Origin of the sequence: Persicirhabdus sediminis (assembly GCF_016595495.1) — a bacterium.
Taxonomy (GTDB): domain Bacteria; phylum Verrucomicrobiota; class Verrucomicrobiia; order Verrucomicrobiales; family Akkermansiaceae; genus Persicirhabdus; species Persicirhabdus sediminis.
The window spans coordinates 528360-543215 of sequence record NZ_JAENIM010000039.1 but is presented as its reverse complement, the minus strand read 5'-3'; the positions used below and the strand labels follow the sequence as shown (position 1 = coordinate 543215).

Genomic DNA, 14856 nt, shown 5'->3' with positions numbered 1-14856 from the left:
TCACCCGCCCTACCCGCTCGCAGCTGGCTGAAATAAAAAAATCTCCCCGCCAGCTAGGCTGACGAGGAGATGTGAAATTAGTTTTCACTAGCCATTTTCCATACGGAATCGACTAGCTAGAAACACCTTAGTGTTTGAAGTGGCGGTGACCAGTGAAGCACATTGCCATGCCAGCTGCATCAGCTGCGGCGATGACTTCTTCGTCACGAATTGAGCCACCTGGCTGGATGCAGGCAGTCGCGCCAGCATCGATAGCGCTTTGCAGGCCATCAGCAAATGGGAACATCGCGTCAGAAGCAACAACGCTACCGCCGAGAGCCAGACCAGCTTCGCCAGCTTTCCATACCGCGATGCGGGATGAATCGACGCGGCTCATTTGGCCAGCGCCGATGCCGAGTGTGCGGTCTGCGCCAGCGTAAACGATGGCATTTGACTTCACGTGACGAACAACACGCCAAGCGAAACGCATTGCGCGGAGTTCTTCGTCTGTTGGTGGGCGCTTAGTCACTACTTTAGTCTCGAGGTTGTCGAGGCCGAGTGTGCTGTGATCGCGATCCATCACCATCAGGCCACCTGGAGCTGAACGCACGACAGGTGTCTTGCGGCAGATATCCCAAGCGTCTTTGTTGAGCTTGATGAGGCGAAGGTTTTTCTTCTTCTGTAGAATAGCACGAGCTTCTGGCTCGTAATCTGGCGCGATGATCACGTCAGTGAAGATAGTAGAAATCACACGAGCTAGGCTTTCTGTAAGCGGGCGGTTCATAACGATCACGCCACCAAATGGTGCTTGTGTATCGGTTTCAAATGCCAGCTGCCATGCTTCACGCAGGTCATCGTCGTGCTGACCAACACCACATGGGTTGGAGTGCTTGAAGATAGCTACGGTTGGGCGGATGAAGTCGCTGATCACCTCTGACGCAGCTTCGATGTCGAGCACGTTGGTGTAGCTGAGCTCTTTGCCTTGCAGCTGAGTGAAACACTCAGAGAATGTGCCGTAGAGAGTCGCCTTCTGGTGCGGGTTGTCGCCGTAACGCAGTTCGCGCTCGAGCGGCAGTGTGATTGACAGGCCAGAGCGAGTGCCCTCAGCTGCCTGAGAAAGGTAGTTAGTGATGTGGCCGTCGTACTGAGATGTGCGCAGGAATACTTTCACCGCAAGCTGCTCACGCAGTTTGAATGAAGTATCACCATCGTGCTCGTTCATTTCGTTGAGCACGTTGACGTAATCAGCTGGATCAGTCACTACAGTCACTGACTTGTAGTTTTTAGCCGCTGAGCGCAGCATTGATGGACCGCCGATGTCGATGTTTTCGATAGCCTCTTCCAGAGTCACGTCTGGGCGAGCGATTGTTTCCTCAAACGGGTAAAGATTCACCACAACCAAGTCGATTGGCGGGATATCATTCGCTTTGGCTTGCTCGAGGTGAGTTTCGTCGTCGCGGCGGTGTAGTAGACCACCGTGAACTTTTGGGTGGAGAGTTTTGACGCGGCCGTCGAAAAGCTCGGGGGCGCCTGTGAACTCAGAAACATCGATAACAGGAAGTCCAGCCTCGCGCAGTGCTTTGGCAGTGCCACCTGTGGAAAGAAGCTCAACGCCGTGGTCGTTGAGGCCCTTGGCGAAATCGATCAATCCCGATTTGTCAGATACAGAGAGAAGTGCTCGTTGAATAGCCATAATGGAAATTGTGTGTCCCAGTGGTAATTAATGGGACAAGTTCCGTACCCTCACCACCGCACCGATACAAGCGGAATATCTAGAGAATTAAATCATCTGGCTTCTCAACCTCACCCAGCGAGCGCTTCCATTTCCACAGCTGACCGTCAACTGGACCAAATAACCACGCTAGAACTAGCAGCGCAGCACCAGCTAACACAACGGCTCCAGCTAGGTTGCAGTCGAACCACGCGTAGATGTACAGGCCTAACACCGCGGATAACAACGCGTGGCCAGCCGCCAATGATAACATCACCGGCAGCTTATGCGTGCACATGTATGCGAAAGCTCCCGGCAAAATCAGCAAGGCAATCACCAAGATGGCGCCAACCGACTGGAAAGCAGCCACCACGACGATAGAGAGCACAAACATCATGCCGTAATGCACCATCACGGGTTTGTAACCGTAGGAGGCGGCGAGCCCAGCGTCAAAGGTGCTGAGCACAAGCACGCGGTAGAATACAAACATGGTGGTGAGCGTGAAGAATGCCACCGCGGTCATGGTGACCAGCGGGCGCGGCACATCCAGCCCAGCAATGGAAACAGCTTCGTATTCGAGAATGTGATCTAGCTGACCGTAGAGCACGCAGTCAGGGTCGAGGTCGACTTTTGACCCGCCGTACAGCTGCATGAGCAAAACCCCCAGCGCAAACAAGGCAGTGAAAGCAATGCCGGTGGCGGCATCAGATTTCACCCGCGTGCCGACGTGGATCATTTCGATGAAAATGGTCACCAAGAGCCCAGCTATGCCAGCACCGATGATTAACCACGGCGACGAGAGATCGCCGGTAAATAGAAAGGCAATAACGATGCCCGGCAGCACGCTGTGGCTGATCGCATCGCCGACCAAGGACATGCGACGCAGGATCAAAAATGATCCCACCTGCGAACATGGCAGCGCTACCATAAAGGCCATCAGCACCAGCCAAACCGCTGAAATTCCCAGCGCTTCCCAAGGTAATGTGAGTGAGTACATGACTGAATTAATTCTTGTTTGGGTTTACCAGCTGGCTGGCGCGTTTTTTAGGTTCAACAAAAACCACCTCGCTTTGTGGGCGCGGGATTGGTTTGCCATGCGGGTCGACTTCAGGGAAATCGAGGTCGCGCTCAAGCATCTCGACGATTTCGGCACCGAGCACGTGCTCGATTTTCTCCGCATCATCATGCACGTGATCTTCGGCGTAATCAGCCTGGCGAGTCAGATAGAGCTCCCACAAGCGGTGATTGCGCACAATCTCCATCGCCCGACGCCAGCCTTTTTCGCTCAGCTGGAGGCTACGGTTTTCTTCAGAATAATCAGCCAGCGCGTATTTCTGCAGGATGAGCGCATCTTTTTGTGTCGCCTCTAATGTTTGGCGGCGACGCTCAGAAAGGCTTTTCAGACTCACACTCTCGCGGGCAAATTCTTTGCGCTCGAGAATGCTGTAGATTTCTTTGAGCAGGTTCTCGCGGTGCGTGCGGCTTTTGCGTTTTGCCACGCGGATGTATTTCACCAATATCCCGTGGCGCGGGGCGACAAAATAAAACAGGGCAAAAAATGCCGTTGCAGCAAGCGCAATCACTGAGCCCGTCGACATCTTATTGTACGACATCGATACCCAGCAGCCAGCTAGACCGGACAAGATGCCAAAGGTCATCGACCACAATAACATCGGCTTGAAGCGATCAGTCAGCAGGTAAGCGGTGGCCGCCGGTGTGATCAACATCGCCGAAACCAAAATCACTCCAACCGCCTGTAGAGCTACCACTACTGAGAATGACAGCAGCGTGTAAAAGAGTGCATTAAGAAATTTCACCGGATAGCCGAGGCTCATCGCGTAGGCAGCATCAAAGCTCACCACCAAAAGTGGGCGCAATAGCAGCCAGACAACTACGGCAATAAGCACGGAAGTGACCAGCATCATCAGCAAGTCGTTTTGGTCGATGGATGAAGCATTGCCGTAGAGGAAATGCAAAACCCCCGCTGTGGCACTTTTTTCTTTCGACTGCCAGACGACACCAGCGGCAAAAAATACCGCCAGCACAATGCCAAGCGCGGCATCAGATTTCAGCCGGGTCGTTTTCATCAACATCTGCACAACACCTGCGCCGAGGATGCCGGAAATTGACGCCAGCGTGAAAATTACAAATGGATTGCGGTCTACGCTCCACACCAAACCAGCAACGACACCTGGTAGCACCGCGTGACTCACGGCATCGCCCATCAGCGCCATACGGCGCACGACGACAAAACACCCTAACATGCCGCAGCTAGCGCCAAGTAAGATGGAGGCGAGAATGGCTTTGCCGGTGCCCGAGCTGGGCATCAATTCAGCCAGCCCGCTAGCCAATGTGGTTGCCAGCTGGAAAATCTGCGCCAGCTGGAAAATTTCCATATTCAGCAGGTGCATCATGACATTTTGGCGGTACGATCAGCAATCTCACTAAGGATAGTCAGGCGACCACCGTAGGTTTTGTGCAGCAGCTCAGGGGTAAATACTTCAGGTGTTGGCCCTTCAGCTACCACCCGCATATTTAGCAAAATCAAGCGGTCGAAATAATCGCGCGCGGACTGCAGGTCGTGGTGCACAACCAGCACGGTTTTATTGCGCTCGCGCATGTCTTTGAGCAAGGTGACGATGGCAGCTTCGGTAGCCGCATCCACACCCACAAATGGCTCATCCATGAAATACAGGTCGCTATCTTGAGCCAGCGCCCGCGCGAGGAAAACTCGTTGTTGCTGGCCACCGCTGAGGTTACCAATCTGACGGTTGGCATAACTAAGCATGCCTACTTTTTCTAATGCCTCGGAGGCAATTTTTCGCTCAGCTTTTCCTGGTCGACGGAACAACCCAAGCTTGCCGTAGGTCCCCATCAGCGCGACATCCATCACAGTGACTGGGAAATCCCAATCGACACTTTCGCGCTGCGGCACGTAGCCGACGCGGTGCAAACTATCTTTGAGCGGCTTGCCAAAAACTTTCACCCACCCGCCGGAGGAAGGAATCACGCCCATGACGGATTTGATCAAGGTTGATTTGCCAGCCCCATTTGGGCCGATCACCCCAACCAGACTCCCTTGCGGGATTTCTACATCTACGCCGTAAAGAACCGGCTTTTTATGATAGGTCACGCTGAGGTCATGGATTTCCAGCGCTGGTGGGTGATCGACTTTGCTCATGAGAATAAATTACTATGCTATGGGTGAACTGGCTATGTATGGATGACTAAAATTTGACCGCAAAACCTGTAAATGTAGCCAAATCTTCAGCTGCATCGTTGAGACCAATCAATGCGCCGGCATCCAGGCTGAATCTGGAATTTACATCGTAGGTGAAACCAAAGCTGCCGTAAGCCTCGTAATCATCTTCACCAGCAACGCCAAGGTACTCGATGTAAGTGCCCCATTTTTCTGTCAGCGCGATTCCCACCACAGCAGTGTGAGCAAATTCAAACTCACGCTCGCCGCTTTCGTCATTCCACACAGAGGCAAACTCAGCTTGCAGGCCGATATCGAAGCGATCATTGACTTCAAAAGCAAATGGCAGAATCAAGCCGCCTTCAAACTCGTCATTGCTCAGCGCAGTGCCTGTTGGCACCTTTAGATATGGCATCAAAGCCATAGCTGATTGGCCGCTGTCGTTGCCCCAAAGGTTGTATTTGGCGCCGAAGACGATGTCGCCAAAGCCTTTGTTGCGCTCGACCTCACCACCTCCAGAGATTCGCTCGTAACTGTATGGCGCCAATAGCAGTGAAATGTCGAGATTGTCAGTCACACCATATTTCAAGTTGGTTTCGGCAAATGTCCATAGCTCAGTAGTCACGCCGTCGCGTTTATCACGGGCGTAACCAAGCACGGTTGATTCTACCTGAAAATGACCTTTGTCTACGGTGATTGGTGTTTCGGTAGCATCTGGACGATCTGCCGCCAGCGGACGCAGCTCTTTAACTTCTGGCGCGATGATGAGCGAGTCACTTCCAGCCAGTGCTGTTGCTGCTGCCGCGAGTGAGAATGTTGCGATAAGTTTTGTGGTCTTCATTTGTTAAATATAATTTGTTTTGTATGGGGAAAAATTTCGATTACTTGAGTCCATCAACGATGGAGTTCACATTGTGTTTGATCATGCCGATGTAGGTACCTTTGTCGTAGCTTTCACCGTGCAGCTCAACGACATCACCATCTTCACCCATGGCGTCTGAGAACAGCTCATGCTCGCTGATTTTCACACCAGCTTCTTTAGCTGCTGCTTCAATATCTTTTGGGTTCACGCTTGATTCAGGGAAAATCATCTTCAGCTTCTTCTCGCGGATATAATTGACCAGTTCTTTGCGGTCTTTCAGGCCCTTTGCTGAAGCAGTAGAAATCCCCTGCAGGCCACGTACTTCAAAGCCATAGGCTTGACCAAAGTAGAAAAAGGCATCGTGACTTGTCACAAGGATGCGGTTTTCAACTGGAACTTGAGCCACGCGCTGGCTAGCCCACTGGTGTAATTTTCCAAGCTCAGCGCGATATTCATCAGCGCGCTTGTTGTAGTACTCAGCACCTTCAGCATCCACCTCGGTGAGGCCACGAACTACTTCATCAATGCAATGTACCCACAGTGATGGGTCACCCCAAACGTGCGGATCAGAATAGCCGTCAAAATCTTCCTGCGGCTGCAGCAGTTGTTCTTTGCTCAGCGCATCGGTCACTGCAAATACTGGCTCACCTTTAGCTTTGCGTCCTTCCAGAGCCTCCTGCATTCTCCCCTCGAGGTGCAGTCCGCTGTAAAATACAACCTTGGCTTGTTTCAGCGCCACAGCATCACCAAATGTTGTCTGGTAGCTGTGTGGATCTACCGCTGCCCCCATCATGCCGTAAACTTCGGTGCGCTCACCGCCAATCACACGAACCATGTCGGTGACCATCTGAGATGTCGCCACTACGGGCAATTTGCTGTCGTCTTTAAAGACGGCTGAATCTTCGGAGCTACACGCACTAAACAGAAGCGCGCCAACTAGTAATAACAGGGCGTATGGTTTCATCGCCGCCGCAATACGACGACAATCTGTGAAGGTCAATAAAAACTTAGCCTAGGCTAAGTTTTATTTTTAAGGGTAATAATTAGACATAAGCAAAATAATATCACTCGAAGGGAAGATATGCACAGTTACTGGGCAAACGTCCCCCGTGAATAGCCGGTGAAATGTTACTCTTTCAGTTGAATTTCCAACCCTTTAGGGCTGATTTTCAGACTATCTACACCAGCGAGAACGGCCTCGCCTTGTTGTGCATTTCCAGCTGGAGAAAATTCTTCGATGAGATTTTTCCCTTTCATACCAGCCAACCAATCATTAGGCAGAGAAATCCCCCAAACCGTTACGTCATCAAGCGCCAGAGAGAATCCATCGGCTTCTTGTTTGATGAAAAACCGCGCGCGACCTTTGAGTTTTTTACCACCCACAACAGGCACGTCTGCTGGCAGGATCGTTTCAAAACGAGCATGTAAAGCATCAGTAGCAAATTCAAATTTCAGCTGATCGCCCAGCTGAGTATATTCATTGAGCAAACCATTGACCTCGCGCTCACTCAATAAAATCGTCTTGCCGCCCTTTTCATAGACCGGCTCAGCTGGCGCTAGCGGCTCGATTTTCTCCTCCACCACTGCCAGCTCACGCTCGCTCAGCTCAACAGGATCAATCGGGCGATTATACCACCACCAGGCAATTCCCAGCCCAATGACAGCGGTGACAACAACAATAGCTAAGATGAGGAGAAATTTTTTCATAATATAATGTACTGAGGGTTATTGTTTTGACCAGATGCGGGTATTTAAATTCAAACTTTCTACAATTGAGAATAGCCCCTGCATCTCATGGGTGATGCGCTTGAGCTGGTTTTGGCAGTTGGCAGCACTATCATACTTTGGCTCAAACAAGTTGCCAGAAACCGGCAAGCTCATCATCAACTTTGAGCCACTGAAGACAAATCGCGATTGCGCGCCAAATCGCCGGTGCAACTTCAACAAGCGCTCTTGCATGTCCGGCGTGAGAATATACCGCGCCTCAATCTGGTCGCCGCTGCGCACCACAAAATCACGCTCAAACTCCGGACACTCAAGCCGCACCAGATTTCCACCTAGTGATTGGAATTTGCGCCCGAACCAGCCAAATGATTTTTCCGCCACATCTGGCATCACCGTCGTCCATGAGTAAAATTCCTTGTGGAAATCAGCCTGCAAAATCACCCCTTTGAAAATAGTCACCCAGTAAGTTGAAGTTCTCCCCTGAGAATCTCTGCGCGTGCGCTTCACCTCGGCATGAACTTCTGCAAATTTCAGCTCCGTACCACCAATGCTGCCGATAAATAAATCCTCGCTGTGATAGCGGTCTGGCCGAGTTTTGTACAAGCCGTAGCTGTTGTACTCACTCCGAGAAATGCCAGCTGTCGGGTGGTAATCCATCTGCGGCTCAAGCGACTTCACTAGCCCTCGCATTAGCTGGCTTTTGTAGCGCAATACAAAATCACTCTTATGTCCGCCACGGCTGAAGTGATATACCAAGCAGCCAATAACCATGGACGCAGCGATGACAACCATTCCAAACACCTGAAGGTCATCAGAAATTAACATCAACATGCCAATCGCAGAAATGACCAGCACGGTGAGGGAGATTTTTTTTGCAAAATCACGCAGCTTTTGCAGCTGATCCTGGCGCATCACCTCCAACTCGCCAGCCAGCGGTTGCAACTTGGACCATATTTGATCCCAGCTGACATTTTCTTTTGACCTAGATTGAGACATTTCTCACCTGCCTTTCTGAATGTGGAATTTCCAGCGCTTGGCGCGCCTGAAAACCAAAGGCGCCAGCCACGATATTCGACGGAAACATCTGCACGCCATTATTATATTCCATGATTGAGCTATTATAGGTGCGCCGCGCCGCCGAAATCTGCGCTTCAATCTCAGTAAGCGTGCGCTGTAAGTTTAAAAATTGCCCATTCGCCTTGAGCTCTGGGTAGGATTCGGAGATCGCCATCAAACTAGGCACCAACCGCGCGATCTCTCGCTCACTATTAAACCTCTGTTGACTATCTGAGTCAGCGCGCATCGCCTCTGTGCGTGCCGCCACCACCGCCGTCAGGGTTTCTTTTTCATGTGCCGCGTACGCTTTTACCGTATCAACCAGATTAGGCACCAAATCCCAGCGCTTTTTCAACTGCACGTCGACAGCGGCAAAAGCTAGGTCAACTTGGTTGCGCCGGTTGATGTGGCTATTATACATGCCAGCCAGCATTATTAATGCGGCGACAATGATGCCGCCAACTATCATCAATGAATCCATGAGCAAATCCTTAACAAATGATGACCATTCTGACGATTACAAGCTGTCATAAAAATTAGAACCAACAGCTATATAACAGAACAAGCAGGCGAAGCGAATGTTTAACTTACTCGATTAAGTGATTGCTAATAGCCGCTTTATAAAAAGTGATTAAAACTCAGCAAGCTAGCATGACTAAATAAAGGGTTGCATTACTCAATCCATTTACGCATATTGGCTGTGTAATAACTTTTGCGCAACTACACAGATCAGTTACACACATAATTGTTTTGTGCCTACAAGCGTACCCCGCGAATAGCCCCATCACCCTTTGCCATTCGCATTCATGCCGGAAAATCACAAGAATCAAATAAACCGCTTGTCTTCACAAGACACTCATAGCAATATAGTTATGAAGATGAGCAAGGTTATCCAATGCAGTTTTAGATTAAGCGTCGCCTCGGCTATCGCTCTATCACTGTCTAGTTGTGATGACATTAAATCAGCTGTCAGCTCATCGCTCATCAAGGCCCAAGAAGTCTCCAAAGCGATCGCTAATGGCTCTGAGTCAAATGTCGACTCCGTGTCTGAAGAAGGGTTCCGCGACCTCGTTCGCGAAGAGGAGCGCCTCATTCTCATATACTTCTACAGTGAAGCCTCACCCGCTTACAAAGACCTGAATAAAGAGATTGAGACCACCGCTGAGAAACTAGGATCCAGCGTACACGTTGTTAAAGCCCGCTACGAAGAAAATAAGGAATGGGCAGTGAAGGAAGGTTTTCAACAAGCCCCCGTCATTAAAGTCTACAACAAAGGTAAAGAAATTCACAGCCATGTAGGGCCCGTGACTTATGACCAATTGCGGTCAAAGGTTCGCGAACTCAGCCCCGACATGCTCTCGTTTTTCTGGGACGATGAAGCAAGCCCCGAAGAACCTCCCACAATCCAAACTCTAGACACCAACTGGCTACCACCAGGTGTAACTAGAGAGTAACCCCCCTGAGCCCTGAAACTGGCCCCACAGCTTCAACACATACACACACAATAACATAGAACAAATACCATGTTGCCAGTTTTCAAATTGCTGAAGCTAGCACTCGTAATATCAGCCGTTTTTGGCGCAGCCATTTTTAGCACCAGCCCTAATGGTCTAAAGACATCCTTGCTGCTACTAGCCAATGCTTTTGTTGATATAACTCGAGTTGCCATCGACGGCCCAAACACTACAATCTACGATCTCGATCACCCCGGATATCTAGATTATATCTCTACAGAAGATAAACTTTTACTCGTCCTTTTCTACGGACCTGACAACGACAGCGATGCTTTGGAAGCCGATCTTCAAGAGATCTACAATAGCATGTACAATGACATCACGGTGGTGAAAATCAACGGCAAGATGCATTCAGACGCAGTTGATTACGCTTCAATCAGCACCCTGCCGACCGTTCTTGTTTATGACGAAAATCGTCGTATCACACAGTTCAGCAGGTTCAATAACAGCAAATTGCTTGAGGAAAAAATTGCCGAATTGGCCAAACACTCACGCTCTGGTAAAAAGGCCGGATCAGGTGCAAAAATCATGCACTTAGGGCCAGATTGGATGCCTGAAGGAGTCACTCGCGAGTAGTGATCCGGCAAAACAGCACCAGCAAATCGACTAGGATTTTTACCGCCAGCTGGACATTTATCGACCAATTCGTGAAATCATGGCAAAAAGTTGCCTTGCCATGCATACGTACACTCGTTAGTTTCGTCGCGCCGACCCCCTCGGGTCTCCCAGACGATGAAAATATTTTTGAAATTACTCATACCCGTTAGCGCAGCATTGACATTTGCAAGCTGTTCTACACCAAGCACCCCAAATCCTAATCAAAAAGAGGTCTACAAGGCTGTTTTCGTCAACCCGTACCAAAAAGGCACCTACCTGCACTTCCGTCACTCACCTGAGTACAGCAAGACCAGCAGAGCTTATCGTAATGAAAGCGTGCTAGCCAAGACCAATGGCTCAAATGCGCGCATCGTTATCGACCTGAGCAACCAGCGCGGCAGGCTGTATAACGGCAATGAAGTCGCCATGGACTACGCAATTTCCTCTGGCAAAAAGAAATACCCAACACCTCCAGGAAAATACCAAGTACTGGAAAAACTAGAGAAAGACAAACGCTCTACGCTTTACGGCAAGATCTACGACGCCGAAGACAATGTTGTGAACTCTGATGCCACTAATGGCAAAGACCCCATCCCGGAAGGTGGTCGATTTGAAGGCGCTTCCATGCCCTATTGGATGCGCATTTCATGGGACGGCATCGGCATGCATCGCGGACGTGTTCCCCGCTACCCAGCATCACACGGCTGCATCCGCACTCACTCCAACTCAGTATCGACGGTATTCTCGAAAGTAGCCAAAGGTACACCAGTCGTCGTCGAATAAGCTGCGCTAGCCAAATTGCCCAGCTGATGCAATTTCCAGCTGGCTGAAAAACAACTTTTACCCAAAACAGCCTCAATCATGCGATTGAGGCTGTTTTTTTATATTCAGGAATTTGCTCCTTTATTCTTCCGATCCAAACCTCTCCTCCGCGCGCTTGCGGCTAGCTGCATCCAGCTTGTTGAGCGGGTAATCAACTTTTTTACCAGTGGTCAGGCGAAATACTGCATTGCCACCTTCAACGCCTTCCAGCTTGGCCTCAATCTCCTTGCCTTGTATGTTTTTCCATTTCTCAAAAACCGCCTTTGATGACGATGTGGAAGCTGAAGAGCTACTGGATGATGAGCTCACCCCGGACATCACATCAATCGCCTCGAGCTTAGTGCGCACCTCACGCATGGTTTTCGAGTCATCCTTCCATTGCTCATAACGAATGGCAAATAGGTACTTGCTACCATCTGCATTAGTAATGGAGGTCTTGGGAATCGTTTTCCCGCTCTCTGCATTTGCGAAGCCTTTCCTCACCTCCACGCTTAACTTTTGCACCTCGTCATTCTTAGTGCTCACAAAAACAGGTACTGCTACCCGCTTCAACTGCTTCAAGGCAACCTCACAGGCCGCCAAACAAGGTCCTCATGTAGTGCCAGGATTCATCCACACAAATGCCAGCGGACGCTCCTTTTCCTTTGCTTGCGACTTCGCCTCTTCGAGCTGGTCGACTTTAAATACGCCATATGGCACACGGTATTCCGCCACTGCGGAGACCATGGTCACACACACAGCGCCCATAGTTATTAATGCTGATTTCATTGTTTTCTAATTAGGTGATTTCCATTTAGTTATCAGAATAATTGATAGATAGCGCATTCGCGATACATGTCAATAATGATACATTTAGACAAGCCCTTGGGTGTCATCATGGCCAGCTGACGGAAAAATCAAACACACGATACCAGCGCATAGCTACTCCCCCACATTACAACTACGCCGATTAATTAGCTAATTTTTCACCACTATGCTTTACTAGTGCCCGCTCCTCAGGTAAAGAGCCCTCGTCTATGGCAACTAAACGCATTCTCGTATCGGACCCAATTTCTGAAAAAGGTGTGGCGCTACTCGCGGATCACCCTGAACTTGAAGTGGATGTCAATACTGGCCTCGCTCCAGAAGAACTCCTCAAAATCATCCCTCAGTATGATGGCTTGATCGTGCGCTCACAGACTACAGCTACGGCTGAAGTTATTGAAGCTGCAACTAAGCTCAAGGCTATTGGCCGCGCTGGTGTTGGTGTTGATAACATCGACCGCGACGCCGCTACAAACAACGGTGTAGTCGTCATGAATACACCGACTGGCAATACTATCTCCACAGCCGAGCATGCATTTTCTCTCCTGCTCTCACTCGCACGCCACATCCCACAAGCTCACGGCTCTATTCTTGCCGGCCGCTGGGATCGCAAAAAGTACCAAGGTACTGAAGTGAATGGCAAGCGCCTCGCTGTAATCGGCATGGGCCGCATCGGTGCTGAGTTCGCCAAGCGCGCACAAGCATTTGGCATGACTGTGGTCGCTTATGACCCATTCCTCAGCGCAGCACGCGCCGAAGCTCTCAAAGTTGAGCTTGCTGAGACCGTTGACCAAGCACTCACAGGTGCTGATTGCGTGACTCTTCACGTGCCAATGACACCAGACACCAAACACATCATCAACGCTGACCGCATTGAGCTTCTCAATAAAGGCGCGCTGATCGTTAACTGTGCACGTGGTGGACTGATCGACGAAGTAGCTCTGGCTGCTGCTGTGAAATCTGGCCGCATCGGCGGTGCCGCTCTGGACGTATTCGAAAACGAGCCACCAACACTAGATCAAGCTGTATTTGATAGCGACGAGCGCATCATCTTCACTCCACACCTTGGCGCATCTACTAACGAAGCCCAAGAGAATGTTGGCATCCAAGTTGCTGAGCAACTGCGTGACTTCTTCACTCAAGGTGCCATCACCAACGCGGTGAACATGCCTAGCCTAGACGCCAAAACAGCTGAAGAAATTGGTGACTACCTCGAGCTTGCCACATCACTTGGCAAACTCCTTAGCAAGCTGGCTCCACATCAGCCAGATTCACTGCGCGTTACTTATTACGGTGCAGTTTCTGAGCTGGAAACATCTGCCATCACACGCACAGCGCTGACTGGCTACCTGACAGCCAGCCGCCAAGAAGGTCAAGTGAACCTGGTAAACTGCGCAGCCATCGCCAAGTCCATGGGTCTGCAGATCACTGAGTCTACTTCTGCTGAAGAAGCTGATTTCACCGAACTCATCAAAGCTGAAATCGTTAAGGGTGACGAAGTTTACACTGTAGCTGGCACATTTGTTGGCTCAGCACCTCGCATCGTTAATATCGAAGGTCAAGCGGTTGAAACTGCCATCAAAGGCAACTTCATCATCGTTAAAAACGACGACCGCCCAGGCATCGTTGGTACTGTAGGTACTGTGCTCGCCGACAAGGAAATCAACATTTCCAACATGTCACTCAGCCGCAACAAAGATCTCGGATACGCAGTCAATGTGATCCAGCTAGATTCCGCTGCTGACGAGAGCGTCATCAACCTGCTCACAGAAGCACCAGGCATCCTCGCCGTTACTGCAGTTGAGCTGTAATTCCCGCTGACACTATTCAATTTAAAAACGCCGACGAGCCCAGCTCAGTCGGCGTTTTTTTGTCACTAGAAGATGGCTCAAAATAAACCCACTTAGCCGCCAGCTAGCTATCTAGCTGGCGGAAAATTTCGCTCGCTAGAAATCCATTAGAGCCCAACAGCTAGATCGCGCGACTGAATGCCAAAGGCATCTTGATAGAGCACAACACCAGCTGGTAGATCAGCGGGCAAAATCGCCATCGGCTTGATCATAAAGAACCCTTGGTTGATCCCATCAAAACCATGATTAATATGATAGTGTTGGGCGAGCTCGAAACCAAATCGCGGGTAGAAATCCGGACAACCAAGCACTGCTAGAAACCCAGTTTGTAATATTTCCAGCCGGCGGATAGATTCATTCACCAGCAGTGACCCTACCCCTTCGCGCTGTAATTCTGGCACCACTGAGATTGGCCCTAGCCCCATCCCTTTGATCATGTGTTGATCGCTCTCTAGCAAAACTGGTGAATAAAAAATTTGCCCAACAATTCTACCAGCTAGCTCAGCCACGAGTGAAAAACTATCATCGCCACGCAGCTTTTCTACCAGCTCAGCCTCACCATGGTAGCCCATGTCGCTGGCTGCAAATGCCTTCTCGATAACGCCTGTCACTGCGCCATAATCTTCGACATCTTCTAATCGAATCTGGACCATTTCTCAATGTAGTCTGATTCATGCAACTAGCAAGTATGTCAGCTAGATTAAAACAAAAAAAGCACCCTAAATTAGGGTGCTTCG

General features: G+C 50.1%; 16 protein-coding genes. 4 read left to right on the top strand and 12 right to left on the bottom strand.

Annotation, left to right across the window (positions count from 1 at the left end; all coding sequences use genetic code 11):
• Positions 1–127 precede the first annotated feature (127 nt).
• The 9 genes from purH to JIN82_RS09710 all read right to left on the bottom strand — a co-directional run bounded on the left by purH (position 128) and on the right by JIN82_RS09710 (position 9013).
• A complete protein-coding gene (gene purH, locus JIN82_RS09750) occupies positions 128–1672 on the bottom strand; it encodes a bifunctional phosphoribosylaminoimidazolecarboxamide formyltransferase/IMP cyclohydrolase (RefSeq protein ID WP_234041894.1) in 1545 nt (514 codons plus the stop codon).
• Between the two features lie 79 nt (positions 1673–1751).
• Positions 1752–2687: a metal ABC transporter permease gene (locus tag JIN82_RS09745; RefSeq protein ID WP_200311438.1), complete on the bottom strand. Its 936-nt coding sequence runs from the start codon at positions 2685–2687 to the stop codon at positions 1752–1754.
• A 7-nt stretch (positions 2688–2694) separates the two neighbouring features.
• A complete protein-coding gene (locus JIN82_RS09740) occupies positions 2695–4104 on the bottom strand; it encodes a metal ABC transporter permease (RefSeq protein ID WP_234041893.1) in 1410 nt (469 codons plus the stop codon).
• Positions 4101–4871 (bottom strand): metal ABC transporter ATP-binding protein, encoded by a 771-nt coding sequence (locus JIN82_RS09735; RefSeq protein ID WP_200311437.1) that lies wholly within the window; start codon positions 4869–4871, stop codon positions 4101–4103. Before JIN82_RS09735 ends, JIN82_RS09740 begins: the two co-directional genes overlap by 4 nt.
• A gap of 46 nt (positions 4872–4917) precedes the next feature.
• Positions 4918–5730 (bottom strand): transporter, encoded by an 813-nt coding sequence (locus tag JIN82_RS09730; protein ID WP_200311436.1) that lies wholly within the window; start codon positions 5728–5730, stop codon positions 4918–4920.
• Between the two features lie 40 nt (positions 5731–5770).
• Positions 5771–6751, bottom strand: a complete 981-nt coding sequence (locus JIN82_RS09725; RefSeq protein WP_200311435.1) for a metal ABC transporter solute-binding protein, Zn/Mn family — start codon at positions 6749–6751, stop codon at positions 5771–5773.
• 128 nt (positions 6752–6879) lie between these two features.
• Positions 6880–7458: a hypothetical protein gene (locus JIN82_RS09720; protein WP_200311434.1), complete on the bottom strand. Its 579-nt coding sequence runs from the start codon at positions 7456–7458 to the stop codon at positions 6880–6882.
• 18 nt (positions 7459–7476) lie between these two features.
• Positions 7477–8472, bottom strand: a complete 996-nt coding sequence (locus JIN82_RS09715) for a DUF3137 domain-containing protein (protein WP_200311433.1) — start codon at positions 8470–8472, stop codon at positions 7477–7479.
• Positions 8459–9013, bottom strand: a complete 555-nt coding sequence (locus JIN82_RS09710) for a LemA family protein (RefSeq protein ID WP_200311432.1) — start codon at positions 9011–9013, stop codon at positions 8459–8461. The genes JIN82_RS09715 and JIN82_RS09710 overlap by 14 nt, the downstream gene beginning before the upstream one ends.
• 397 nt (positions 9014–9410) lie before the next feature.
• On the opposite strand from JIN82_RS09710, the gene JIN82_RS09705 reads away from it, so the two are divergent.
• From JIN82_RS09705 to JIN82_RS09695, 3 genes are all read left to right on the top strand, one after another.
• Positions 9411–9986 (top strand): thioredoxin family protein, encoded by a 576-nt coding sequence (locus JIN82_RS09705; RefSeq protein ID WP_234041892.1) that lies wholly within the window; start codon positions 9411–9413, stop codon positions 9984–9986.
• A gap of 69 nt (positions 9987–10055) precedes the next feature.
• A complete protein-coding gene (locus JIN82_RS09700) occupies positions 10056–10622 on the top strand; it encodes a thioredoxin family protein (RefSeq protein WP_200311430.1) in 567 nt (188 codons plus the stop codon).
• A 156-nt stretch (positions 10623–10778) separates the two neighbouring features.
• The gene (locus JIN82_RS09695) at positions 10779–11426 is read left to right on the top strand and encodes a L,D-transpeptidase (protein WP_234041891.1); all 648 of its coding nucleotides are present in this window, start codon (positions 10779–10781) and stop codon (positions 11424–11426) included.
• Between the two features lie 120 nt (positions 11427–11546).
• Here the strand turns inward: JIN82_RS09695 and JIN82_RS09690 are convergent, their stop codons facing one another.
• Positions 11547–11990: a hypothetical protein gene (locus JIN82_RS09690; RefSeq protein ID WP_200311428.1), complete on the bottom strand. Its 444-nt coding sequence runs from the start codon at positions 11988–11990 to the stop codon at positions 11547–11549.
• Positions 11991–12056: 66 nt separating this feature from the next.
• Positions 12057–12233 (bottom strand): hypothetical protein, encoded by a 177-nt coding sequence (locus tag JIN82_RS09685; RefSeq protein WP_200311427.1) that lies wholly within the window; start codon positions 12231–12233, stop codon positions 12057–12059.
• 248 nt (positions 12234–12481) lie between these two features.
• Between JIN82_RS09685 and serA the strand changes: the two genes are divergently transcribed.
• Entirely contained in the window at positions 12482–14080 is a 1599-nt protein-coding gene (serA, locus tag JIN82_RS09680) for a phosphoglycerate dehydrogenase (protein WP_200311426.1), read from the top strand.
• 146 nt (positions 14081–14226) lie between these two features.
• Here the strand turns inward: serA and JIN82_RS09675 are convergent, their stop codons facing one another.
• Positions 14227–14772, bottom strand: coding sequence for a GNAT family N-acetyltransferase (locus JIN82_RS09675; RefSeq protein ID WP_200311425.1), 546 nt, complete (start codon positions 14770–14772; stop codon positions 14227–14229).
• Between the last annotated feature and the right edge of the window lie 84 nt (positions 14773–14856).

Excerpts from the sequence above, each read along its gene's own strand:
- purH (WP_234041894.1), bottom strand. The coding sequence starts at position 1,672 with ATGGCTATTCAACGAGCACTTCTCTCTGTATCTGACAAATCGGGATTG.
- JIN82_RS09745 (WP_200311438.1), bottom strand. The coding sequence starts at position 2,687 with ATGTACTCACTCACATTACCTTGGGAAGCGCTGGGAATTTCAGCGGTT.
- JIN82_RS09740 (WP_234041893.1), bottom strand. The coding sequence starts at position 4,104 with ATGATGCACCTGCTGAATATGGAAATTTTCCAGCTGGCGCAGATTTTC.
- JIN82_RS09735 (WP_200311437.1), bottom strand. The coding sequence starts at position 4,871 with ATGAGCAAAGTCGATCACCCACCAGCGCTGGAAATCCATGACCTCAGC.
- JIN82_RS09730 (WP_200311436.1), bottom strand. The coding sequence starts at position 5,730 with ATGAAGACCACAAAACTTATCGCAACATTCTCACTCGCGGCAGCAGCA.
- JIN82_RS09720 (WP_200311434.1), bottom strand. The coding sequence starts at position 7,458 with ATGAAAAAATTTCTCCTCATCTTAGCTATTGTTGTTGTCACCGCTGTC.
- JIN82_RS09715 (WP_200311433.1), bottom strand. The coding sequence starts at position 8,472 with ATGTCTCAATCTAGGTCAAAAGAAAATGTCAGCTGGGATCAAATATGG.
- JIN82_RS09710 (WP_200311432.1), bottom strand. The coding sequence starts at position 9,013 with ATGGATTCATTGATGATAGTTGGCGGCATCATTGTCGCCGCATTAATA.
- JIN82_RS09705 (WP_234041892.1), top strand. The coding sequence starts at position 9,411 with ATGAGCAAGGTTATCCAATGCAGTTTTAGATTAAGCGTCGCCTCGGCT.
- JIN82_RS09700 (WP_200311430.1), top strand. The coding sequence starts at position 10,056 with ATGTTGCCAGTTTTCAAATTGCTGAAGCTAGCACTCGTAATATCAGCC.
- JIN82_RS09695 (WP_234041891.1), top strand. The coding sequence starts at position 10,779 with ATGAAAATATTTTTGAAATTACTCATACCCGTTAGCGCAGCATTGACA.
- JIN82_RS09685 (WP_200311427.1), bottom strand. The coding sequence starts at position 12,233 with ATGAAATCAGCATTAATAACTATGGGCGCTGTGTGTGTGACCATGGTC.
- serA (WP_200311426.1), top strand. The coding sequence starts at position 12,482 with ATGGCAACTAAACGCATTCTCGTATCGGACCCAATTTCTGAAAAAGGT.
- JIN82_RS09675 (WP_200311425.1), bottom strand. The coding sequence starts at position 14,772 with ATGGTCCAGATTCGATTAGAAGATGTCGAAGATTATGGCGCAGTGACA.